This is a genomic window from Haladaptatus sp. CMAA 1909 (assembly GCF_043952005.1).
Lineage (GTDB): Archaea > Halobacteriota > Halobacteria > Halobacteriales > Haladaptataceae > Haladaptatus.
The window spans coordinates 655,474-676,423 of the sequence record NZ_JBIOAV010000001.1 but is presented as its reverse complement, the minus strand read 5'-3'; the positions used below and the strand labels follow the sequence as shown (position 1 = coordinate 676,423).

At 63.8% G+C, this 20,950-nt stretch carries 22 protein-coding genes; 9 read left to right on the top strand and 13 right to left on the bottom strand.

Annotated elements, in window-relative coordinates; all coding sequences use genetic code 11:
• Window positions 1-134 precede the first annotated feature (134 nt).
• The 6 genes from ACGYLY_RS03695 (at window position 135) to ACGYLY_RS03670 (ending at window position 6,077) form a co-directional block, all read left to right on the top strand.
• On the top strand, window positions 135-1,091 hold the full coding sequence (locus tag ACGYLY_RS03695; protein ID WP_395282923.1) for a CDP-glycerol glycerophosphotransferase family protein: 957 nt from the start codon (window positions 135-137) through the stop codon (window positions 1,089-1,091).
• Complete coding sequence (locus ACGYLY_RS03690) at window positions 1,079-1,762, top strand: NTP transferase domain-containing protein (RefSeq protein ID WP_395282924.1); 684 nt, start codon at window positions 1,079-1,081, stop codon at window positions 1,760-1,762. The genes ACGYLY_RS03695 and ACGYLY_RS03690 overlap by 13 nt, the downstream gene beginning before the upstream one ends.
• Window positions 1,763-1,819: 57 nt before the next feature.
• Window positions 1,820-2,518 carry a glycerophosphodiester phosphodiesterase gene (locus ACGYLY_RS03685; protein ID WP_395282925.1) on the top strand — a complete coding sequence of 233 codons (699 nt, stop codon included), beginning with the start codon at window positions 1,820-1,822 and terminating at the stop codon, window positions 2,516-2,518.
• Between the two features lie 138 nt (window positions 2,519-2,656).
• A complete protein-coding gene (locus ACGYLY_RS03680) occupies window positions 2,657-4,483 on the top strand; it encodes an acetyl-CoA carboxylase biotin carboxylase subunit (RefSeq protein WP_395282926.1) in 1,827 nt (608 codons plus the stop codon).
• 124 nt (window positions 4,484-4,607) lie between these two features.
• Window positions 4,608-4,880, top strand: a complete 273-nt coding sequence (locus ACGYLY_RS03675; protein WP_395282927.1) for a hypothetical protein — start codon at window positions 4,608-4,610, stop codon at window positions 4,878-4,880.
• 63 nt (window positions 4,881-4,943) lie between these two features.
• Complete coding sequence (locus tag ACGYLY_RS03670) at window positions 4,944-6,077, top strand: epoxide hydrolase family protein (RefSeq protein ID WP_395282928.1); 1,134 nt, start codon at window positions 4,944-4,946, stop codon at window positions 6,075-6,077.
• Between the two features lie 33 nt (window positions 6,078-6,110).
• Here the strand turns inward: ACGYLY_RS03670 and ACGYLY_RS03665 are convergent, their stop codons facing one another.
• The 6 genes from ACGYLY_RS03665 to surE all read right to left on the bottom strand — a co-directional run bounded on the left by ACGYLY_RS03665 (window position 6,111) and on the right by surE (window position 10,382).
• Window positions 6,111-6,353 carry a hypothetical protein gene (locus tag ACGYLY_RS03665; RefSeq protein WP_395282929.1) on the bottom strand — a complete coding sequence of 81 codons (243 nt, stop codon included), beginning with the start codon at window positions 6,351-6,353 and terminating at the stop codon, window positions 6,111-6,113.
• Between the two features lie 156 nt (window positions 6,354-6,509).
• On the bottom strand, window positions 6,510-6,644 hold the full coding sequence (locus ACGYLY_RS03660; protein ID WP_395282930.1) for a hypothetical protein: 135 nt from the start codon (window positions 6,642-6,644) through the stop codon (window positions 6,510-6,512).
• Window positions 6,645-6,650: 6 nt separating this feature from the next.
• Window positions 6,651-6,830, bottom strand: a complete 180-nt coding sequence (locus ACGYLY_RS03655; RefSeq protein ID WP_395282931.1) for a hypothetical protein — start codon at window positions 6,828-6,830, stop codon at window positions 6,651-6,653.
• A 17-nt stretch (window positions 6,831-6,847) separates the two neighbouring features.
• Complete coding sequence (locus ACGYLY_RS03650; RefSeq protein ID WP_395282932.1) at window positions 6,848-7,108, bottom strand: HalOD1 output domain-containing protein; 261 nt, start codon at window positions 7,106-7,108, stop codon at window positions 6,848-6,850.
• A 97-nt stretch (window positions 7,109-7,205) separates the two neighbouring features.
• Complete coding sequence (locus ACGYLY_RS03645; protein WP_395282933.1) at window positions 7,206-9,545, bottom strand: bacterio-opsin activator domain-containing protein; 2,340 nt, start codon at window positions 9,543-9,545, stop codon at window positions 7,206-7,208.
• Window positions 9,546-9,605: 60 nt separating this feature from the next.
• The gene (gene surE, locus ACGYLY_RS03640; protein WP_395282934.1) at window positions 9,606-10,382 is read right to left on the bottom strand and encodes a 5'/3'-nucleotidase SurE; all 777 of its coding nucleotides are present in this window, start codon (window positions 10,380-10,382) and stop codon (window positions 9,606-9,608) included.
• A 328-nt stretch (window positions 10,383-10,710) separates the two neighbouring features.
• Here surE and ACGYLY_RS03635 point away from each other — a divergent pair, with 328 nt between their 5' ends.
• Window positions 10,711-10,923 carry a hypothetical protein gene (locus ACGYLY_RS03635; RefSeq protein ID WP_231182834.1) on the top strand — a complete coding sequence of 71 codons (213 nt, stop codon included), beginning with the start codon at window positions 10,711-10,713 and terminating at the stop codon, window positions 10,921-10,923.
• Here ACGYLY_RS03635 and ACGYLY_RS03630 read toward each other — a convergent pair.
• From ACGYLY_RS03630 to ACGYLY_RS03600, 7 genes are all read right to left on the bottom strand, one after another.
• Window positions 10,920-12,650 carry a small ribosomal subunit Rsm22 family protein gene (locus ACGYLY_RS03630; protein ID WP_395282936.1) on the bottom strand — a complete coding sequence of 577 codons (1,731 nt, stop codon included), beginning with the start codon at window positions 12,648-12,650 and terminating at the stop codon, window positions 10,920-10,922. The genes ACGYLY_RS03635 and ACGYLY_RS03630 overlap by 4 nt on opposite strands.
• Entirely contained in the window at window positions 12,647-13,390 is a 744-nt protein-coding gene (locus ACGYLY_RS03625; RefSeq protein WP_395282937.1) for a prephenate dehydrogenase/arogenate dehydrogenase family protein, read from the bottom strand. The genes ACGYLY_RS03630 and ACGYLY_RS03625 overlap by 4 nt, the downstream gene beginning before the upstream one ends.
• A 52-nt stretch (window positions 13,391-13,442) precedes the next feature.
• Complete coding sequence (locus ACGYLY_RS03620) at window positions 13,443-13,892, bottom strand: ester cyclase (RefSeq protein WP_395282938.1); 450 nt, start codon at window positions 13,890-13,892, stop codon at window positions 13,443-13,445.
• Between the two features lie 123 nt (window positions 13,893-14,015).
• On the bottom strand, window positions 14,016-14,465 hold the full coding sequence (locus ACGYLY_RS03615) for an ester cyclase (RefSeq protein WP_395282939.1): 450 nt from the start codon (window positions 14,463-14,465) through the stop codon (window positions 14,016-14,018).
• A gap of 141 nt (window positions 14,466-14,606) precedes the next feature.
• Window positions 14,607-15,959: an LLM class flavin-dependent oxidoreductase gene (locus ACGYLY_RS03610; protein WP_395282940.1), complete on the bottom strand. Its 1,353-nt coding sequence runs from the start codon at window positions 15,957-15,959 to the stop codon at window positions 14,607-14,609.
• A 409-nt stretch (window positions 15,960-16,368) separates the two neighbouring features.
• On the bottom strand, window positions 16,369-17,601 hold the full coding sequence (locus tag ACGYLY_RS03605) for a carboxylate--amine ligase (protein ID WP_395282941.1): 1,233 nt from the start codon (window positions 17,599-17,601) through the stop codon (window positions 16,369-16,371).
• A 131-nt stretch (window positions 17,602-17,732) separates the two neighbouring features.
• Window positions 17,733-18,911, bottom strand: coding sequence for a M24 family metallopeptidase (locus ACGYLY_RS03600; protein WP_395282942.1), 1,179 nt, complete (start codon window positions 18,909-18,911; stop codon window positions 17,733-17,735).
• Between the two features lie 31 nt (window positions 18,912-18,942).
• On the opposite strand from ACGYLY_RS03600, the gene ACGYLY_RS03595 reads away from it, so the two are divergent.
• A complete protein-coding gene (locus tag ACGYLY_RS03595; protein WP_395282943.1) occupies window positions 18,943-19,515 on the top strand; it encodes a universal stress protein in 573 nt (190 codons plus the stop codon).
• A 145-nt stretch (window positions 19,516-19,660) separates the two neighbouring features.
• The gene (aroA, locus tag ACGYLY_RS03590) at window positions 19,661-20,950 is read left to right on the top strand and encodes a 3-phosphoshikimate 1-carboxyvinyltransferase (protein WP_395282944.1); all 1,290 of its coding nucleotides are present in this window, start codon (window positions 19,661-19,663) and stop codon (window positions 20,948-20,950) included.

Genomic DNA, 20,950 nt, shown 5'->3' with positions numbered 1-20,950 from the left:
CCTAGATAGTAAGGCGAATGGGTATCCGGTAATCCGAGATACGTCGCGTCTTTCAGGACGTATTCGGTCCAGAGTTGGGGAGCGGTCCGGGGGAAAAAATGGTACAAGTACTGTACGTTATAGAACGGGAGTTCATGAGAAAGACGTTCGAATCGATAAACGACCACGTGGATGTTTCGTCGGCGTACATCCCCGCCCGTCGGGAAGCGCGCGGGTGTTGCGACGCGATTCCCGAGATAGGGGTCGATGACGTGAGCGACGTCGACGGGAACGTTCGCGACATCGACCCGGCGGTCGTCGTGTACAACCACCGATTCCGCATCGATACGGTTCGGTTTCACGAGGAGTATCCGCTGGTCCACGTCCGCCACGGCGCATCGGTCGGTCGCGGGGAGGTCGACGTCACGGTCGGGACGATGGGTCGTGCCATCGACGCCGCACTCGCGCCGGGTGAGCGGTGGGCACGGAGGTACCGTGAGTCGTTTCCGGACCGCGTTCGCGTCGCGGTGGTCGGTATTCCGGAAGCGGATGGTCTCGTCGGTTCGAACGCACCGAATCGGAAGCGGGTGCTCTACGCGCCGACCAATCACAACTACGGCGGCGGGTCGTATCGGAACACCGCGATGGCGATTCTCGACGTGTTCGCCGACACCGAGTACGAACTCCTCTTTCGGCCCCATCCGATGGACAGAACCGAGGAACCCGGTCGGTCGCTGACCGAGGAGTGCAGGAAGCGAATCGGGACGATGCCGAACGTCGTGTTCGACGAGAACCCGACCCCGAGAGAGAGCATGTTGGACGCCGACGTGCTCCTCTCCGATTACTCCGGCATCATCGCCGAATGGCTTCATACTCGCCGTCCGCTCGTCCAATTCACCGACGTCGCCGCCGAAAACGGTACCGTCCCTGAAATCGGCCACGTAACGCGCGTGGGCGACTTCGACGTTCCGACCCTCGATGCGCTCTACGAAGGGGGGTATTCGGGGGCGGTCGCCGAGCGGGAAGCGAGATTCCGGGACGAACTCGGGATACCGATGGACGGTCGGGCCGGTGACCGCGCCGCAACGGAGGTGATGGCATGCAGGCGGTGATCCTCGCCGCGGGGTGTGGGAGTCGGATGGGTGATCTGACCGGCGACATCCCGAAGGCCTTCTTCGAGATCAACGGAAAGTCGTTCTACGAACGTCAGTACGAGACCCTCATCGACCGCGTCGACGGAATCACGGTCGTGCTCGGATACGGATACGAAAACGTCCTCGGGGAACTCTTCTCGGCCGAACCGCTCGTCTTCGAACGGTGGGACGAGTACGAGAACGCGGAGTCGCTTCGCCTCGCGTTGGAACGACACGACGACGACGTGCTCGTGCTCAACGGGGACGTCATCGTCTCCCCGTCCGTCATCGACGAGATGAAGCGACGCTATTCGGCGTGGCGGGGAAGCTACAACGTCGTCGGGTGTATCCCCGGGAATCAGATGAAACATACGGCCGTTCGGTTCGACGAATCGGGAACCGTCGTGGACTACGGAAACATCGAGGGACACCGCCACGCGGGCGTCGGCATCATCGGCCGTCGACATCGGCACCGTGCGATGGAAACCCTCGCTCGAAACCGAGAGGACTGGTACCCGCACGTGTACACTCGAACGCCGACGAAACGGATGTTCGTTCCTGCGAATCGACATCTCGAAATCAACCGTCCGACCGACGTCGCTCGGGCGCGGGAACGATTGCCGCTGTTCGACCAATCGAGTTCCGCGTGATCGGGAAACTTCAAAGCGGAATCTTTAATTCTTATGCGTCCCGGGACTCGGACGAGAATGGATCTTATCGCCCATCGAGGGTGCGCGGAACTATATCCTGAAAACACGGTGTACGCAGTCGAGCAGGCTTCGCTCGATTTTCCGGCCGTCGAGATAGACGTCCGCCGATGTCGGTCCGGGGAACTCGTCGTCTTTCACGACGAAACGATAGATCGAGTCACCGAGGGGAACGGTTCGGTGGCCGAAATGGCGTGGAGCGAACTGCGCAAACTGGAGGTAAAGCGATCCGGCGAGCGAATCCCGCTGCTGTCCGAAGCGCTCGCCGCGGTTCCGTCGGGTGTGAGCGTCCAAGTCGAACTCAAGCGGACGGGCATCGCGGCGGAGGTCCTCTCGCGCATTCACGATTCCGGCGTCGATGCGCGCGTCACGTCCTTCCTCCCGAGCGCGCTGAGCGAAGTGCAAGAGTACGACCCGGAGATGAAGCGCGGGTATCTCTTCGGCGAGGAGGTCGGAGCGACCATCGGCTTTCAAACGGCGCTCGCGCTCGGTTGTGACTCGCTTCACCCTCACTCCGCGTTGTGTCTCGAAACGGATATCGTCGAGGTCGCACACCGGGAAGAACTACGAGTCATCGCGTGGGCCGTGACGGACGAGTTGACCGTCGGCGAACTCCATACGAGAGGCGTGGACGCTGCGACCGCCGATACACGGATGTCGTCCATCCTCGAAGAGGCGGCACCGATGGCCGCCGACTGAAGTCCGTGGGCACGCCATCGTCACGACCCGTCGTTCGTGCTCCCGCGTCAACCGATGTGGAAATGTCACGTTGACGGCGTCGTCAGCGGGGGAGAACCGACAGAATGAGGTGGCCTTCCCGAATAGCTTTCCGCAAGAATGTTCGATAAGGTTCTTGTCGCAAATCGCGGCGAAATCGCGGTTCGCGTGATGCGCGCCTGCGAGGAGCTCGGAATCGACACCGTCGCCGTCTACAGCGACGCCGACCGAAACTCCGGACACGTCCGATACGCCGACGAAGCGTACAACGTCGGCCCGGCGCGCGCCGCCGACTCGTACCTCGACCAGGAGGCCATCATCGACGCCGCGAAAAAGGCCGGCGCCGACGCGATTCACCCCGGCTACGGGTTCCTCGCGGAGAACGCCGATTTCGCCGCGAAGGTCGAAGCCACCGACGGCGTGACGTGGATCGGCCCGGAGAGCGAGTCGATGGAGCAACTCGGCGAGAAGACGAAGGCCCGGAAGACGATGCAGGCGGCCGACGTGCCCATCGTCCCCGGAACGACCGATCCCGTCGAGGACGCGTCGGAGGTCACGGCGTTCGGCGACGAATACGGCTACCCGGTCGCCATCAAGGCGGAGGGCGGCGGCGGCGGGCGCGGAATGAAGGTCGTTCGCGGTCCCGAGGAAGCAGAGGACCAACTCGAATCCGCCCAGCGCGAGGGTGAAGCGTACTTCGACAACTCCAACGTCTACCTCGAACGCTACCTCGAAAACCCGCGTCACATCGAGGTCCAGATAATCGCGGACCACCACGGCAACGTCCGCCACCTCGGCGAGCGTGATTGTTCCCTCCAGCGCCGCCACCAGAAGGTCATCGAGGAAGGTCCGTCTCCCGCGCTCTCGGACGAGTTGCGGGAGAAAATCGCGGAGTCGGCCCGCGACGGCGCGGCCGCCGCCGGCTACTACAACGCCGGTACCTTCGAGTTCCTCGTAGAGGAGGACGAGACGCGCGGCGCTGACGAACTCCTCGGCGTGGACACGAACTTCTACTTCCTCGAAGTCAACACCCGGATTCAGGTCGAACACTGCGTCACGGAATGGTTGACCGACGTCGACATCGTGAAGTGGCAGATTCGAGTCGCGGCCGACGAACCGCTCGGCTTCGAACAGGACGACGTGGAACTCGAAGGACACGCGATTGAGTTCCGCATCAACGCCGAGAACGCCGCGAACGACTTCGCACCGGCGACGGGCGGGAAACTGACGACCTACGATCCGCCGGGTGGAATCGGCGTTCGTTTGGACGACGCGCTCCGACAGGGCGACGACCTCGTCACCGATTACGACTCGATGATCGCAAAGCTCATCGTCCACGCCGGCGACCGCGAGGAGTGTATCGCCCGCTCCCAGCGAGCGCTCGCGGAGTACGACATCGAGGGAATCCCGACCATCATCCCGTTCCACCGCTTGATGCTCGAAGACGAGGAGTTCGTCGCCGGGACGCACACGACGAAGTACCTCGACCACCACCTCGACTCGGACCGAATCGCGGATGCACAGGAGAAGTGGGGTTCGGAAACGTCGTCGGACGACGACGAGGAAGTCGTCGAACGCGAGTTCACGGTCGAGGTCAACGGCAAGCGCTTCGAGGTCAACCTCGAAGACCGCGGCGGCGTCGCGGCGGTCCCGACGAGTTCCAACGGCGGCGGTCAGAAGCCGAAACCGGCGGGCGGCAGCAGCGACGGCGGCGAAACCGTCGTGGACGCCGAAGGCGAGACGGTTTCGGCCGAGATGCAGGGCACCATCCTCGACGTGAAAGTCGCGGAGGGCGACGAGATCGAGCCCGGCGACGTGGTCTGCGTCCTCGAAGCCATGAAGATGGAAAACGACGTGGTCGCTTCTCGGGGCGGTACCGTCACCCAAGTCGCGGTCAGCGAGGGTGAGAGCGTCGATATGGGCGACGTGCTGGTCGTCGTGGACTGATAAAGGGAGCAGTCGATTTTTCGGCGTTTCGCGACTTTTACCCGGCGATAGATCGTGAGATGCTTTCACAGGCGGTCGTTTCATATACTCTGGACCGGTAGGTATGGAAACATACCGACGAACCATGACAGAAATCGGCGACCACTACCGACCCGCCGGCGAGCCATCCGATTCGAACGTCTACCGCGTCGTGGGACGGGAAGAGGAGGTGACGATGCTGCGGGTAACCGATACCGACGGGGACCGCGTCAACTCCGGCGAGATTCGTCGCTGTTCGGTGGCGGAACTCGATGCCGAGTTCGAACCGGCAAAAAACCCGGATTCGCGGTTCTCGCCCGTTTCGAGCGCGAAGAACATGCTTTCCGGGCTGTACTGGAGTTTCCGGCGATTTCTGTAGGTTCGGCCGAGCGGAAAGCGACGTTTTTGCGGGTTCCCGTCCAAGGGGAATCGGGGGAAAACGATGGTAGAACCAGTGGACGTTTCGATACGCGAGGCGACGCTCGACGATTTGCGTGATCGACTGGCGCGGACGCGCTGGCCCGACGAAGTGGCCGGCGCGGGATGGGAGTACGGGACGAACCTCGACTATCTTCGGGAACTCGTCGCGTACTGGGAAAACGACTTCGAGTGGGGAACGCAGGAATCGAGGCTGAACGAGTACGACCACTTCCGCGCAGAAATCGACGGCATCGGAATCCATTTTCTTCACGAACGGGGGGAGGGCGATGACCCGACGCCGCTGATACTCCTGCACGGATGGCCGAGCACGTTCGTCCAGATGCTGGACATCGTCCCGATGCTGACGACCCCGTCGGCGTTCGGCGGCGACCCCGACGAATCGTTCGACGTGGTCGTTCCGTCCCTGCCCGGATACGGCTTTTCGGACCGCCCGACCGAACCGGGGATGAGCGTCCCGAGAATCGCGGACCTGTTCCAGACGCTGATGACCGACGAACTCGGCTACGACCGCTACGCGGGTCGGGGGGGCGACATCGGGGCCGGGGTCCTGTTACAACTCGGACTCAAGTATCGAGGGTCGATACTCGGAATGCATCTCGGCGGGACGAACCCGCGGGTGGACGAGGGGATGATTCCGGACGACCCCACGGACGCGGAACGGGAGTTCATCGAAAACGCCGAACGGTGGGCGCGGGACGAAGCGGCGTACGCGATGGAACAGGCCACGAAACCGGGGACGCTCGCCTACGGACTGAACGACTCGCCCGCCGGGTTGGCGGCGTGGATACTCGAAAAGTTCCGCACGTGGAGCGACAACGACGGCGACGTGGAGGAGGCGTTCGCGCGGGACGACCTGCTGACGAACCTGACCATCTACTGGGCGACGGAGACGATAGGGTCCTCGATGCGGTTGTACTACGAGTCGATGCGCGACCCGGGCGAGTGGGGCCGCCCGGACGTACCGACGGCGTTGTTGATGGCACCGGCGGACATGTTCCCGACGCCGCGCGAATGGGCGGAACGGCTCTACCGGATCGACCGCTGGACGGAGGTGCCCAGTGGGGGACACTTCCTCGAATGGGAGGAACCGGAACTGACCGCCGAGGACATCCGTGCGTTCTTCGGGTCGCTGTAGCGGGACGGTGATTCCGAAGGAAAGCGAGAAAGTTCATCCGAGAACGGAGAGGAGCGCCCCGCCGACGACGATCCACGTGAGACGGCCAGGGTCGAAATCGTCCGTTCTTCCGGATAGATACTCATAGAGACTTCCGAGCACGAGACCGACGCCGCCGAGCGCCATTAGCCACTGGCTGATGCTGGATCGACTGGCGAGGAGATCGGGTACGGAGCCTGCGGCGAACGAGAGGCCGACGATACCCATCGACGCGTAGTAGAGGAGGGTCCGATTCATACGACAAATCAATCAGGAATTCCGATAAAAGCACCGACGATACCGTTTCGTTCGCAAAACTAGGGACGGATAGCCGGTCGTCGTGGCGACAAATGATAGCACCGTTGTGGTCCACGGAAGACGGATATCTTCCCACGCGTGGCTCCTCTCCGCACTCTACCGGTGTACGGAAACAGTCGTGCTGGAGCGAATCCACGCTCGGTGGTTCTCCGGGTCGTAGAACATCGCCACGGTCCCGTATTCGTCCTCGTATTCGCTGTACTCTATCTCGTTGGTTCGTGGTTCGGTCATTCTCTGTTATCGGTTGCGTTCGTGTCCCTTCCACGCGTCTCGGCAAGCGTGCGTACAGAACGGATACAAGCGGAGCGTCCCCGTCGCGTCGGTTTCGGCGAGGACCGGATGCCACGATTCGATATCGATGGCGTCTCCACAGACGGCACACACACGCTCGTCGGACGACGCTTCGGTTTCATCCATACGCTGTTCGCCCATCGTCATTCAGGGAGGACTTCCACGGTTCCGTCGCTGTGAACGCGGACGTCGTATCCTTCGAGCGAAAATTCGACGCGGCCGCCCCTCGTCCTGCTGTGAAAGAGCGAATCGAGGGCGTCCGGGTCGATGACGTCGTACAAGCAGGTCGTGAACTCGGTTGCGTCGTCGTATCCCGCCGCGTCCATGACGGCGGAAAGCACATCGAGGCTGATTCTATCGTCGGGGTCGCCTCGTTCGCTTCGTCGTTGCATATCCGTCTTCATAGTTACGGGGAGGGTATACTATGTAAAGGCGTTTCCAGCTAGATTGAACGTGATAGTTTTCGACGGGGGCTATCTGTCTAGACGGATGCCCCGCTGCTCACGATTCGAAGAGACGTCGGAGGAGTTTCCGCTCCGCCGTCCGCAGGTGGTGTTGGAACGTCGGCTGTGAGATGTCGAGCGAGCGTCCCACCTCCTCGCCGGTACTCTTTCGCGGCGAGTCGAAGAACCCGCTGTAGTACGCCGTCTCCAGCACCTCCCGCTGGCGGTCCGTGAGGGTCTCCGAGAGCGCCGTATCGATGTCCCCGGACACCACCGGTCGCTCCCGGTGTCTGCGACTCCGCAGTTCCAGCGCCGGGAACCGTTTCTGGAGTACCTCCACGAACGTCCGAACGTCGGCGTTCGTCGAGAGTCGAACGACGACCGAACCCGGAAGCGGTCCGACGGCGAACGTCTCCGGAATCGCGCCGTAATCGAGGAGCGTCCCGACGAAACTCGAATCCGTCAGCGTCGCGGCGAACAGCGCGGAGTCGTCCCGACTGCTCACCCGTTCGATGTCGACGACCTCCAACGAGCGGGACGCGAGTCCACACACGTCGTCCGACGGCGCGCCGGTCACGGTGAAAAACGCCGTCACCGTGGCGTCGTGTTTGGAGACGACACCCATGAATTCGACGTGACAGTCGAGCCGTTCCGCGATGTCCACGAACACGACCGACGAGTCCTCGATGTCGAACTGGAGTTCGACCATCTCGCTTCCGGTGAGGGCCTTCTTGCTCTCCACGGCGTTGATGGCGTAGGCGATGGTCTGGCTCACGTCTTCGAGGACGGCCCGTTCCAGTTCGTCGAACGTTCGAGGTTCGTCGGAGTACACCGAAAGCACGCCGTACACGGCGTCACCGTAGCGAAGCGGGAGCGCACACGAGGAGCGATAGCCGCGTTTCAGCGCCTCGCTCTGCCATTGCTCGGAGAGCGGACCGCGGAGTACGTCCTGTGCGACTTGCGCCCGCCCGGTTCGGAGCGCGATCCCCGCCAAATCGCCCGTCTCGTCGGCGGTCGTAATGGTTAGCGCGTCGAGGTAGCCGCGCCCGATACCCGCCGATTCGCGGGGGACGACGGCCCCCGTCGCCGGATCATCCGCTCCGATCCACGCGAACCGGTACGGCCCTCCGCTCGCCAGACGGGAACAGACGGCCGTCTCTATCTCCTCGCGGGTCCGCGCCTCCACGAGCGCCCGGTCGATGCGTCGAATACCGTCGTTCAGTTCGTTGAGGCGTTCGAGCGCGGCGTTCTGCCGACGAAGCCTCGTCTCCTGATCGCGCAGTCGTCGTTGGCGTTCGGCGCGTCCGAGGGCCGATTCGACGGCGGCCGCACAGAGTTCCGCGATGTCGAGGGTCGCGTCGCCGGACACCGAGGTGACGAACACGCCGTGCGTTCCGAGCGGAAGGATGACGGTCTCGCCATCGGATCGGACGTCGTTCTGGAGGAACGATTCCCACGCGATGCCGTCCCCGTTCAGTACCTCCTCCGGTAGTTCGTCCGACTCCTCCGTCCTCGCGGTCGGTTGGAGCGCGCCGGTCGATTCGTCGTACAGTGCGATGATCGTCACCGGGAGGGACAACAGTCGCTCCGCCGCCTCCACCGTGAGGGAACACACGTCCTCCGCGGTTTCCGTCCCCAGTAGTTCCCGCGTGAGGTCGGACAGCGCGGCGAGCGCCTCCTCGTGATGCTTTCGGCGGGTTACGTCGATGGCGACGCCGATGACGCGTTCCACGGTCCCGTCCGCATCGAATACGGGTTGGAAGACGATGTCGTAGATCGTCCCGTGGAACTCCCGCGTCGATCGAACCAAATCGCCCGACAGGGAACGGAGACAGTCCTCGAGGATGTCCGGGTAGTCCTCGTACCGTTCGTAGATGGATTGGCCGACGATTTCCTCGTCGGTCGCTCCCGTCGATTCCAACCCGCTCCCTTCCGCGAGTTGGAACGTCCCGTCCGTGTCGATGGAGAAAAATATCACCGGGACGTTGCGGACGATCATCTCGTAGCGCTCGATTTCCGAGTCCCGTTCGTGCCGTTCGGCGACGTTCATGTGCGCGACGACGACGAACCGGTTTCCGTCGTCCGTCACTTCGGCGGCACGCATCACGAACCACCGCCGTTCGTCCGGCGAGTGACACGGATATTCGAGGCTGAACTCGGACCGGTCGCCCGCCAAAATTCCGCGGATACCCGCGGCTACCTCGTCCGCCGTCAGGTCGTCAGCCACGTCGCAGACGTCGAGATAGCTGACGCCGCGCGTCGTGGCCGCCAGTCCGTTTTCCCGCCCGAACTCCTCCCACGCGTCGTTCGTCGCGACGATGATACCGTCTTCGTCGAGTACGGCGACGTTCACTGGAAGTGAATCGAGTGCGAATTGTTCGATATCGCTATGACTCACGATTCCCCCTACCCCCTAGTCAATAGGCCCGGTTGGACTTCTGCGGGTAAAACGGTAGCGCTACTCGCGGTACTCCGTCACCAACTCGTCCAGCGATTCGTGGTGGTGTGTCGTGTGCGGGGCGGTCAGCGGGGAGACACTGACGTTGCCCTCGTACACCGCGCGGCGGTCCGTTCCCTCCGCGTCCGGAAGCGTCTCGTCGTCCATCTGTTCCCACGTCAGGTCGTGCAGCGTGATGACGCCTCCTTCGTTGGTCGTATCCATGTCGTAGACGTGCGAGGGACGGGTGACTTCCATCGGCATCGGCCCGTCGCCCGGCATCGGCGCGTTGACGTTCAGGTACTCCGCCTGCTCGAACACGCCCGCGTCGAGCGCGTGTTCGGCGAGATACGTCGCCGCACGCGCCGCCTCCTCGTACTCATCGACGGTCGTGTCGTAGGGCCAGAGGTGGTTCGGCACGTGCAGCGAGACGGCGATGGCCGGAACGTCGAAGAATGCGGCTTCGACAGCGGCGCTAACCGTTCCGGAACGTCCGAGGACGTACGCACCGAGGTTCGCGCCGTTGTTACAGCCGGAGACGACGATGTCGGGGTACGGTCCGAGTTCGGTCAGGCCGGCGACCACGCAGTCGGTCGGGGTTCCCGTGACCGCGTAGCCGAGTTCGTGCTCCTCGACTTCGACTTCGTAGGACATCGCACGGCCGACCGCGCTCTGATCCGTCGCGGGTGCGACGGTGGTCACGTTGCCGACTTCCTGGAGGCTCTCGTACAGTGCGCGGATACCGGGACTGTCGATGCCATCGTCGTTCGTCAGAAGAATTTCGAGCGAATCGCCCATGAACAGGGGTTGGAACGGGGACGCAAAAGTACTCCGCTCGATGTTCGTGAACACGCCACAATAACCGTCGGACGGTGGCGGTGTGACGACCGGAAGTGAAAGCAAAACGAACGGGTGAGACGAAACGGCGTATGACCGACATAAATCACGACGTCGTGACAAATTAGCGCGCACCCGTCGTGATGAAACGTCGCGATAGCCCGTCGTCCAACCTGTTTCGCACCCGCCCAGGTTGGATACGACTCGTTTCCCGACTGTAATAATTCAGTATTGATACTCAATGAATCACCGGGATTTATACTGTGACGGTCATATAATGCGAACGGACATGGCGGAGGGAAATGTCACAGACGCTCACACGCTCGAACTCAACTACGAATACGCTCAGCGTAACGTAGACATCCTGTCCATCTGGTTCGAGTGCGAGCCAAAGAAGACGGTCGAACTGCTCGCGGAGAACAAAATACCGCTGTCACCGAACGACGAAGGGAAGTTCGGTTCGTACTACAACTTCGTCCGGGAGTGCGTCGAGGCGAACTAGCGGCGGTCCACGACCGTCCGCTCGTCCACGACGAGGTTGTACGCTTTTTCGTCCTCGTTCCAGAGCACGAGCACGTCCTCGAACGACAGGAGGCTTCCGTAGGCCGCCTCGCGAAGCGCGCGGTTGAGTGACGTTTCCCTCGTCAGGACCGCGAAGTTTCCCACCGCCTCGCTTCCGTCACTGATTTTGAACACGGCGTTTTCACCCTCCTCCGACAGCGAGTGACTGAGTTTCACCGCGACGAGGTTCACCCGTTCGGTGACGTGGCGCTCCATCCCCGCCATCTTCGCCGATTCGGACGGACGGGCGGTGAACTCCCGCCGACGGACACCGTCGGTTCGAAGGATGACGTGCGAGAACTGCACGTCGACGTTGACGAACTCGCCGTCGCCCTCGATGTCGTCCAACGTTACGGACTCCCGCGGTTCGTCCGTCCCGGTTTCGTGTGCGTTCGCGTCGGCACCACCCGCATCAAGTCCACGCCCGGACGTGTCGATATCGTCGCCGGCACCGTATTCGCTCGCGTCGGTTCCGTACTCACTTGCGTCGATTCCGTACTCGCTCGCGTCGATGCCTTGCTTATCCGTCCTCCCATCGTCGCCCGAATCGAACTCGTAGTCGCTGGCGTCGATTCCTCGGTGTTCCACCTGACTCGCGGATTCTTCGGTGCGTCCTTCGGTTTCGGTTTCGCGTTCGGAGACCTCGACGTCACCTTCGCCGTCCCCGCTCTCCCCCGCGTCCAGTCGGCGCTGAAACGGCGGCACGGCCAACTCGGGTTTCACGTCGAACGACCAGCAGTCGTCGGTCGGTTCCTCGCCGGGCCAGAGGCGAAGCGTCGGCGAGAACACGGTCGTCCGGTCGGCGACGCTTCGTTCGACCTCCCGAAGGCCGATGCTGGCGTTCTTGTCCGCCGGGGAGACGGCGACCAACGACCCCGTCGGCGCGAGGAAGTCGAGGTATTTTCGAACGACCACCTCCGGGTCGGCCAGTTCGCTCAACACGTTGCCGAACAGGACGAGATCGTACTCCGCGCCGTCCTCGGGTTCGAAGGCTTCCGCGGTGTCGCGGTGGACCGTCGGGTGGAAGTTCTCGCCCGTCTCTTCCAGCATCGCGGCGAGGACGTCGGCGGCGTCGCTCGGTTCGACGGCGTGGTACTCCACGAACGTCTCCGAAGGAAGGAAATCGTGGAGTCCGAGGGCGGGGCCGCCGACTCCCGCGCCGACGTCGAGGACGCGGAGTTTTCCGGGCAGCAGGCCGCGTTCCGCGAGTTCGGAGAGGACGTACTGGACCACGGCGTAGTAGTCCGGCAGGTGGTAGATGGCGTAGCCGAGCGCGACGCGATAGTCGTACTCGACGGGGTTCTGGGCGAAGTAGTCCTCCTTGAGCCGTCGAATCGTGTCGCGAAGTTCGTCGCCCGACGTGCCGTCCGGCCACCCAGCGCCGAACTCCGCGACCAGCAGGTCCTCCAGTTTTCGCCCGTACTTCTCGGAGAACGACTCGACACCGTGGAAGTCGGGACGAACGGGGTCGTCCGATGCGGGTTCGAAGGTGCCGTCCTCGCGCTCCACGAAACCGAGCGACCCCGCCTCCTCGCGGAGGACCTGCCGGACGACCGCCGGGTGGGGTTCGTCTTCGACGTATTCGGCGATCTCCTCGGGGTCCACGGGACGAACGTCTTGGAGGTACTTCGCGTTCGAGAGCACCTGCTCGCGCTGCTCCGCGTTCATTCGTCCACCTCGTGCGTGTCCGCCGCCTCGCGATACAACCGCTCGAAGTCGGCCGGGTCGGCGTCGGCCAGTCGCCTCGCCGCCTCCGCTACGCCCGTCGCGCCGTCGAAGGTGGCCTGAATGTCGGCGTACACGCGCGGTTCGCCGTCGGTCACGTGGCCCGCGAGGCCGGACAACTCCTCGTAGACGGGAGTTCGAAGCCCTTCGGGGACCGGCGTCGCCGCCAGCGCGAAAGCGAGCACTGCCGCGTGCGTTCCGGCTTGCACCGTCGTCATCGCCTCGTCGTGTTCCGCCGCCGTCGTCTCGACCAGCGTGTTCCCGCGAGCCTCGATGGCGGCGAGCAGTTCGTCCGTCACCGGGCCGGGTTCGTCCGCCACGACCGCCACGTTCCCCGGCGCGGTGTCCGACCCGAACAGGGGGTGCAGGCTCACCCGTTCGACGTTCGGCGCGTGTTCCGTCATCGCTTCGACCGGTTCGGCCATGACGCCGCTCACGTCGAGTATCGCCCGGTCGGCCTTCGGCGCGTGTTCCTCGACCGCCTCCGAAATCGCAGGCATCGGGACGGCGAGACAGACCACGTCGAATGATTCGTCGGATTCCAGCGCGACCGCTCGCCCGTCGGCCGTTCGAGCGGCCTCCTCCGCAACCCCCGGTTCCGCGTCGGCGAACGCGATATCGGCCGGTATCGCCTCGGCGAACCAGCGACCCATCGCGCCCGCCCCGACGACGAGTACGTTCATTGCCTTCGCGTTGGTGTGGTCCACCCAAAAGAGGTTCGTTTGCGCGAGTCGGTCAATCCGTGGATTCCGATTCCGTCGGGGGTTCGACGGCACCGATCTGTTCGAACAGTCCTAGCGCGTCGTCGTTGACGTACCGTTCCGCGAGTTTGCCGTCTTTCAAACGGTCGATGACGATCCCGGTGACCTCTATTTTCGTCCCCGTCGGCGCGATTCCCATGAGTTCACCGTCGTGGGTGGCCCGCGTCGTATATCGCGTCACCACCACGTCGTCCACGGCGTACATTCCGTCCACCTCGTGTTCCATGTCGGAGAAGGAGTCGTGAAACGCCTCGACTACTTTCCGATACCCGTCCGGGCCACGTGCCGGTTCGTCGAGCATCGGATTGTGAAAAACGAAGTCTTCGGCTACGAGGTCGGGAATCGTGTCGAAGTCCCCTCCGTCCCATACCTCGCGAATCTCTCGGTGAACGACCGCTTCGTTGTCGGCTGTTTTGATGCTCATAGTTCATCCGGTAGCGGGCGTGGACAACGGTAAAGCGGCCGCATTTCTCTCCGCTTCGAACCTTCGTCTCGTCGGTTCTGACGGTGAGGTTTCAAAAAAGCCGTTCGACGCGTCCGTCCCCGCTTACTCCTCGAACTCCCGCATCTCCGGCGGCAGTTCGACCACGCCGAGTTGGACGAGCATGCCGAGTTCGTCGGCGTTCTCGTATCGCTCGCGAATCTTCCCGTCCTCCAGTCGGTCGATGATGATGCCCGTCATCTCGATGCGCTCGTTCGTCGGTTCCTTGCCCATCATCTCGCCGGTGTTCGTGCCCCGCATGGTGTACCGGACGACCACCTCGTCGTCGGAGGAGAGGATGTCCTCCACCTCCATATCGAAGTCGGAGAACATCTTTCGGGTCTCCTCGGCCATCTCCCTGTACTCGTCCCGGCCGTTGATGTCCATCATCGACGTGTGATAGACGAAGTCGTCAGTCACGGTGTCGTCGATGCTATCCAAGTCGCCGTCGCTGCTCCATACCTCCTCGATGTCGCGGCGGACGACCGTCTCGTTGTCAGTTGTTCCGACACTCATTGTGTTTCCCCCCGCACTTGTCGTAGACCTCGTACGGCGATAAACGACGCTATCGTTCACCCGGAAACGGCAGTGAGACGGCGGGAAAGGCGGGATGGTTCGACGGACAGAGCCGATTTCCGCGTCCGTCGGCGGCCGGTTTCACCGCCTCGCCGGGTGGTCGTCGGCGAGGTGCCGCCGACCGAACACGTTCTCCCGAAGCGTTTCACCCTCGTACGCCTCGCGGACGAGGCCCCGCTCTCGGAGTTCGGGCACGATCAACTCCACGAAATCCCGGAGCGTGCCGGGGCGGACGATTTCCTTGAGGTTGAAGCCCGTAATCCCCGTCTCCGCGTGCCAGCGTTCGAGTTCGTCGGCGACCGTTTCCGGCGACCCGACGACGACGGGGGAGGTGGAACCGAGCCCGCAGAACTCCGCGACGTCGCGGACCGTCCAGTCGCGCTCCGGCGCGTGTTTGGTGAGGGCGTCCACCGCACCCTGAATCGCCTCGGTTTCGATGTGTTCGACGGGTTGGTCCGGCGCGAGTTCCGAGAAGTCCAAATCCATGAACCCGCCGAGTAAGGCGAGCGTCGCCTCCGTATCCACGTTCTCGCGGTACTGGTCGTACTTCGCCCGCGCGACGTCCTCCGTCTCGCCCACTATCGGCGCGATTCCGGCGAAGAAGGCGAGGTCGTCGCCGTTTCGTCCCGCCTCATCGGCGCGCGCTCGAACGTCCTCGACGTAGCGTTTCACGGCCGCTTCGGTGGGTTGGCTGACGAACAACGCCTCCGCGTTGGTCGCCGCGAAGTTTCGTCCGCGTTCCGACGACCCGGCTTGGTAGAGGACCGGCGTCCGCTGCGGCGACGGTTCGCAGGAGTGCGGCCCGGGCACCGAGAAGTGCTCGCCCTCGTAATCGATGGCGTGGACCTTCTCGGGGTCGGTGTACCGCCCCGCCTCGACGTCCCGAACCACCGCGTCGTCCTCCCAACTGTCCTCCCAGAGGCGGTAGCAGACCCGCATGAACTCCTCGGCCCGGTCGTAGCGCGCGTCGTGTTCCATTCGACCCTCCAGTCCGAGGTTTTCCGCCGCGCTTTCGAGGTAGGAGGTGACGACGTTGAACGCGATTCGCCCGTCCGTGAGGTGGTCCAGCGTCGAAAGCTCGCGGGCGAGTTGATACGGATGGACGTACGTCGTGGAGCGCGTCACCGCGAAGCCGAGGTCGTCGGTGACGCTCGCCATCGCCGGAATCACCAGTTCCGGGTCGTTCGCCGGCGTTTGGATGGCTTTCTCGATGGCCGCGGTTCGGTCCCCTCCGTACACGTCGTAGATTCCCCGCACGTCGGCGAAGAACACGGCGTCGAAGCCGCCCTTCTCCGCGAGTCGCGCGACTTCCTGCCAGTACGCCATGTCGGTGTAGCGGTGGGACTGGTCGCCCGGCGTGCGCCAGTTGCCCGCCGTCACGTGCTCCACCGAGTTCATGGTGAACAGGTTGAAATGAATGGTTTCGTCGCTCATTGTGATTCGTTGGTCGTATTCCGGAACGCCGGAGCAAATGTGACGGGGACCCGGCCAACCTCTCCGTCATCTGGGTTTCGGATACGATGGATCTGGGTTTCGAATACGATGGGGGCGACGGGGGAGCGGGGGTAGGGAGGTACCGTGGTTGCAACTGTCGAAGTGGCGACTCGGAACGCCCCCTGGCCGTTCGTTACGAAGTGGTGTCGGCTTGTCTATGACTGCAACGACAGACGTCAATGAAACCGCAACCACACCGTGCCACTCCCTCCCCAGCCGATTCCTCCCGTCGTCGCTGAAGCTCCTCCGGTCGTCATCCCTCGCGCGAAAGCCAGATCAGGCCCTCGGACGTAATGTCCTCGGGCCTGCCAGCCACGCGCGCCACGTGGTCGGGTCGATATCGCCCACCCTAACAGGAACAGTAGTAGTCGGCGGTTCCGAACTCGGTTTTCATGAGGCGGCGGATCGGTCCGACGTCGCCAGGCCGATACACGCCCGTCGTCAACTCGTCCGAGTCCTCGAACCCGCCGGACAGGAGGGACTCCCACTGCTCCGCCGAGAGGACGTCCGAGAAACCGGAACCGTTTGCCAGCAGTTTCAGGTAATCGGCGAGGTAGACCCACGTGGCGTCGTGCGTCTCGCCGGGGTCGAACTCCTCGCCGACCGCTTCGGCGTAGGCGGCCCCCGGCAGGTCGGCACCGGCCTGGACGGGCAGCGAAATCCACTTCCACGGACGGGTGTTGATGTCGAGGAGGACGTACTCCTCGCGCGATTGGTCGTATACGAACTCGGCTTCGCTGATGCCGTAGTAGCCCGTCTCCTCCAGCACCTTCAGTGCGCGCTCCTCGATTTCGGGTTGGTCCGTCTTCCGCACCAGACACGAGGTGCCGAACGCCTGCGGGTATCGAACGCGGGCGTTGCCGACGAACGTCACGGGGTCGCCGGATTGGGGAACGTACGAGGCGAGCGAGCAGTCCCGCCCGGTGGCGATGTCCACCTTCTCCTGTGCCATGACGTCGATGCCGGCATCCGCGGCCATGGCGGCCACGTCGGCCAACTCCTCCCTGTCGGCGACTTCGATGACGTTGGTCCCGACGGCCTCCTCGAACTCGCGTTTGAGCGCGGGTTTGACGACCAACGGGAATCCGAGCGCGTCGGCGGCGTCGTCCGGGTCGGTCTCCGAGAGGCGGTACGTCTCGGGGTACGGAACGCCCAACTCCTCGGCCTTCGTGTAGAGCGACTCCTTGTCGAGGACGGCGTCGATGGTCTCCCGACCGGCGAACGGCAGGCGGACGCCCTCGGGTTCCGTCCCGGCGAAGGCGTGAACCCACTCGTCCATGCACGGGAACGCGACGGGGTCGTGGTCCAGTTCTGCGGCGAGCGCTTCCACGTCGTCGCGGAACCCGTCCAAATCGTCGAGCGGGAACGTCACCTGTCCGGCGAAATCTACGGCGTCGGAGTACGGCGCGACGCCCTTGCCGTTTCGGTCGATGGCGATGACGGGCACGTCGTGGGCGGAGAGCGCACGGGCGACGCTCAATCCGGTGACGTGGGCGTTGCAGACTATCGCCGGTGGTTTGTCGAACGTCGCCTCGGCGAGCGCGCGCCGAAGCCCCTCGAAGGAACGAAATTCGTCGGCCATGGGTTCGATTTCCGGAGCGGAGCCTAAAGGCTGTCCGACCGGGAGAAAGCCGCCGCTATCTCGGTAGCGGAAGTCAACGAACGAAAGCGTGAATCGAAACCGAAATCGAGCCCAATCGAAAACCGGTCGGCCTACTCCTCGTCCACGACGAGTCGAATCGGGTAGTCGGTGAAGTTCTCGTAGCCGTCCTCGGTGACAACGGCGATGTCCTCGATCCGGACGCCGCCGACCTCGGGGTCGTAGAGGCCGGGTTCGATGGTGACGACGTGGCCGGGTTCCAACTCGCCGCCGCTCGGGCTGAGTCGGGGGTCCTCGTGGACGTCCAATCCGACGCCGTGGCCCGTGCTGTGGATGAATCCCGTCTCGGCGTTCGGGTTGCTCCGAAGCGTGTCGTAGCCGGCCTCCTCGTACACGTCGCACACGGCGTCGTGAACTTCTTCGCCCGTCGCGCCGGGTGCGAGGGCGTCGAACGCGGCGTCGAACGCCTCGTGCGTGAGTTCGTAGCGTTCACGTATCTCCTCGGAGGGTTCACCGCGCACGAAGGTGCGAGTCATGTCGGCGTGGTACTTGGAGGCCTTGTCGCGCGGGAAGATGTCGATGATGATGGCCTCGTTCGCCGCGAGTGGGCCACTGCCGCGGTTGTGCGGGTCCGCGCCCGCCGCGCCGCAGGCCACGATGGTCTCGTCCAGCGCGGCCCCGTGACGGAGGAGCGTCACCTCTATCTCCTCTTTCACGCGCTCGCTGGTCAACGGTTCGCCGTCGTAGTAGAGCAGGCCATCCCGAATCGTCGTCGCCGCGAGGAGGTCCTCGGCAGCCTGCATGGACGCCTCGTTCGCCTTCTGGGCGACGCGGACGTGTTCAATCTCCTCGTCCGTCTTCGTCGCGCGAATTCCCACGAGAACCGAGGAGTCGTCGGGTCGAACGGTCACGCCCGCTTCGCGCAGTCCGTCCGCGGTGCCGACGGGGAACCGAGCGGGGACCGCCACCGACTCGACGCCGCGGTCGGCGAGGAACTCGGCGATGATGTGGTTCTTCGCCGCCTCCGGACCGTGTTCGGCTATCTTCTCGTAGTAGTCGTACTCCGACAGTCGGGAGACGGTTTCCGCGTCGCTCTCCTTCTTGGCCCGTCCGTATTCGAGACTGGAGACGAGGAGGTGGACGCCGTCGGCGTACAGCGTCGTGAAGGCGTCCGGCGCGTCGAAGCCCGAGAGATACAACTGGTCCGAATCCGTCGAATCGGCGTCGATGAGAAAGCCGTCCACACCCATCGAATCGAGCGCGGAGTCCAATGCCGAGAGGTCCTGTGCCATATCCCTCGAGACAGAGGGGACGACCAAAACCATGTCGGAGGGCGGTCGTGTTCCCGGCAACATCGCCCGGAAAGAGCCGATTCTCCATCGACTCGAACTCCCTTCCATCGCCGAAATCCACATCCTCCTACGCGACCAACTAGCACCCGTTATGGGGGGATATCTGGTCGCACTCGATGGCTCGCCGTCGAGTACGGACGCACTGAACTACGCCATCGACCTCGCGGAGGACACGAACGCTCCGATTACGGCGATACACGTCGTCGTCCCGACGGAAGTGTTCGCGGGGAACGACGTACCGCCGACGAGTTTCGCCGAGGCCGACCGCGAACTGCTCTTGACGAGCGTCGAGGACGCGGAGACCCGGGGGCAGGACCTGCTCGACGACGCGGCGGCGAGCGCCGAACGCCGGGGAACGGAAATCGAGACGGGGATGCTGTACGGCGAACCGGTCGAACGGATCACTGAGTTCGCCGAGGAGAACGGCTTCGACGCCATCTTCGTCGGCCACCGCGGCGCGTCCGAGCGCTACGAGACGCTGTTCGGAAGCGTCGCGAAGCAGGTCACGGGACGCGCGACGGTTCCCGTCACGGTCGTCCGGTGAGTGTTTCGGCGCGCCGAGACGTTTCCGACCGGCGGAACGGAATGTCTCGGACTGAACGGACGTTTCGGCCGGGGTGGATGTCTCCGACCGGCGATATTTTCCGGAGGGCGGTAGTCTGATACCCGTTCGGATAGACGGGTCGAACATGGACGTCGAAATCTCCCAGTCGAGACTCTCCGGGACGGCACGGGCACCGCCGTCGAAAAGTTACACACATCGTGCGATTCTCGCGGCCGGGTACTCCGGCGGAGCGCTCGTGTTCGACCCGCTCATCAGCGCCGATACGAAGGCGACGATGCGGGCCGTCGACGGCTTCGGCGGCGACGTGACCGACACCGGCGAGGCCATCGAAATTAATGGCTTCGGCGGTGAACCGACCACTCCGGCGGACATACTCGACTGCGGAAACAGCGGCACGACGATGCGGCTGGTTTCCGGGACGACGGCGCTCGTGGACGGCATCACCGTCCTGACAGGTGACGCGTCGCTTCGCTCGCGACCGCAGGGACCGATGCTCTCGGCCATCGAGCAACTCGGCGGCAGGGCCGAAAGCAGCCGCGGTAACGGCAAAGCCCCGATCGTCATCAAGGGACCGATTTCGGGCGGGACGGTCTCGATTCCGGGCGACGTCTCCTCGCAGTACGTGTCGGCGCTGCTGATGGCGGGCGCGCTGACCGACGACGGCGTGACCGTCGACCTCGAAACGGAACTCAAATCGGCCCCCTACGTGGACATCACGCTGGAGTTGCTGGACGACTTCGGCGTCACCGCGGAGGAACGGGACGGCGGCTATCACGTCGCGGGCGGGCAGTTTTACGAACCGAGCGACGGCGAGTATCACGTTCCGGGCGACTTCTCCTCGATTTCCTACCTCCTCGCGGCGGGCGCGATCGCGGCCAATGACGGCGAGAGTATCCAAATCGAAGGCGCGTACCCGAGCGCCCAAGGAGACACGTTCATCGTCAACGTCCTGAAGCAGATGGGCGGGGACGTCCACTGGAACCGCAACGACGGCGTGTTGACGGTCCGACGCTCCTCGCTTTCGGGCGTCACGGTCGACGTGGGCGACACGCCGGACCTCCTCCCGACCATCGCCGCCCTCGGTGCCGTCGCGGACGGCGAGACGCGCATCGAGAACTGCGAGCACGTTCGGTACAAGGAAACGGACCGCGTGGCGGTGATGGCGACGGAACTCTCCAACCTCGGTGCGAGCGTCGAGGAGGAAGAGGACGCCCTCACCGTCCACGGCGACGAGTCGGACCTCGTCGGGTCCGTGGTGGACGGACACGGAGACCATCGAATCGTGATGGCCCTCGCGGTTGCCGGGCTCGCGGCCGACGGGACGACGATGGTCGCCGGTTCGGAACACGTCGACGTGTCGTTCCCCGACTTCTTCGAGGTCCTGTACGACCTGGGCGGCGACGTACAGCGGTAA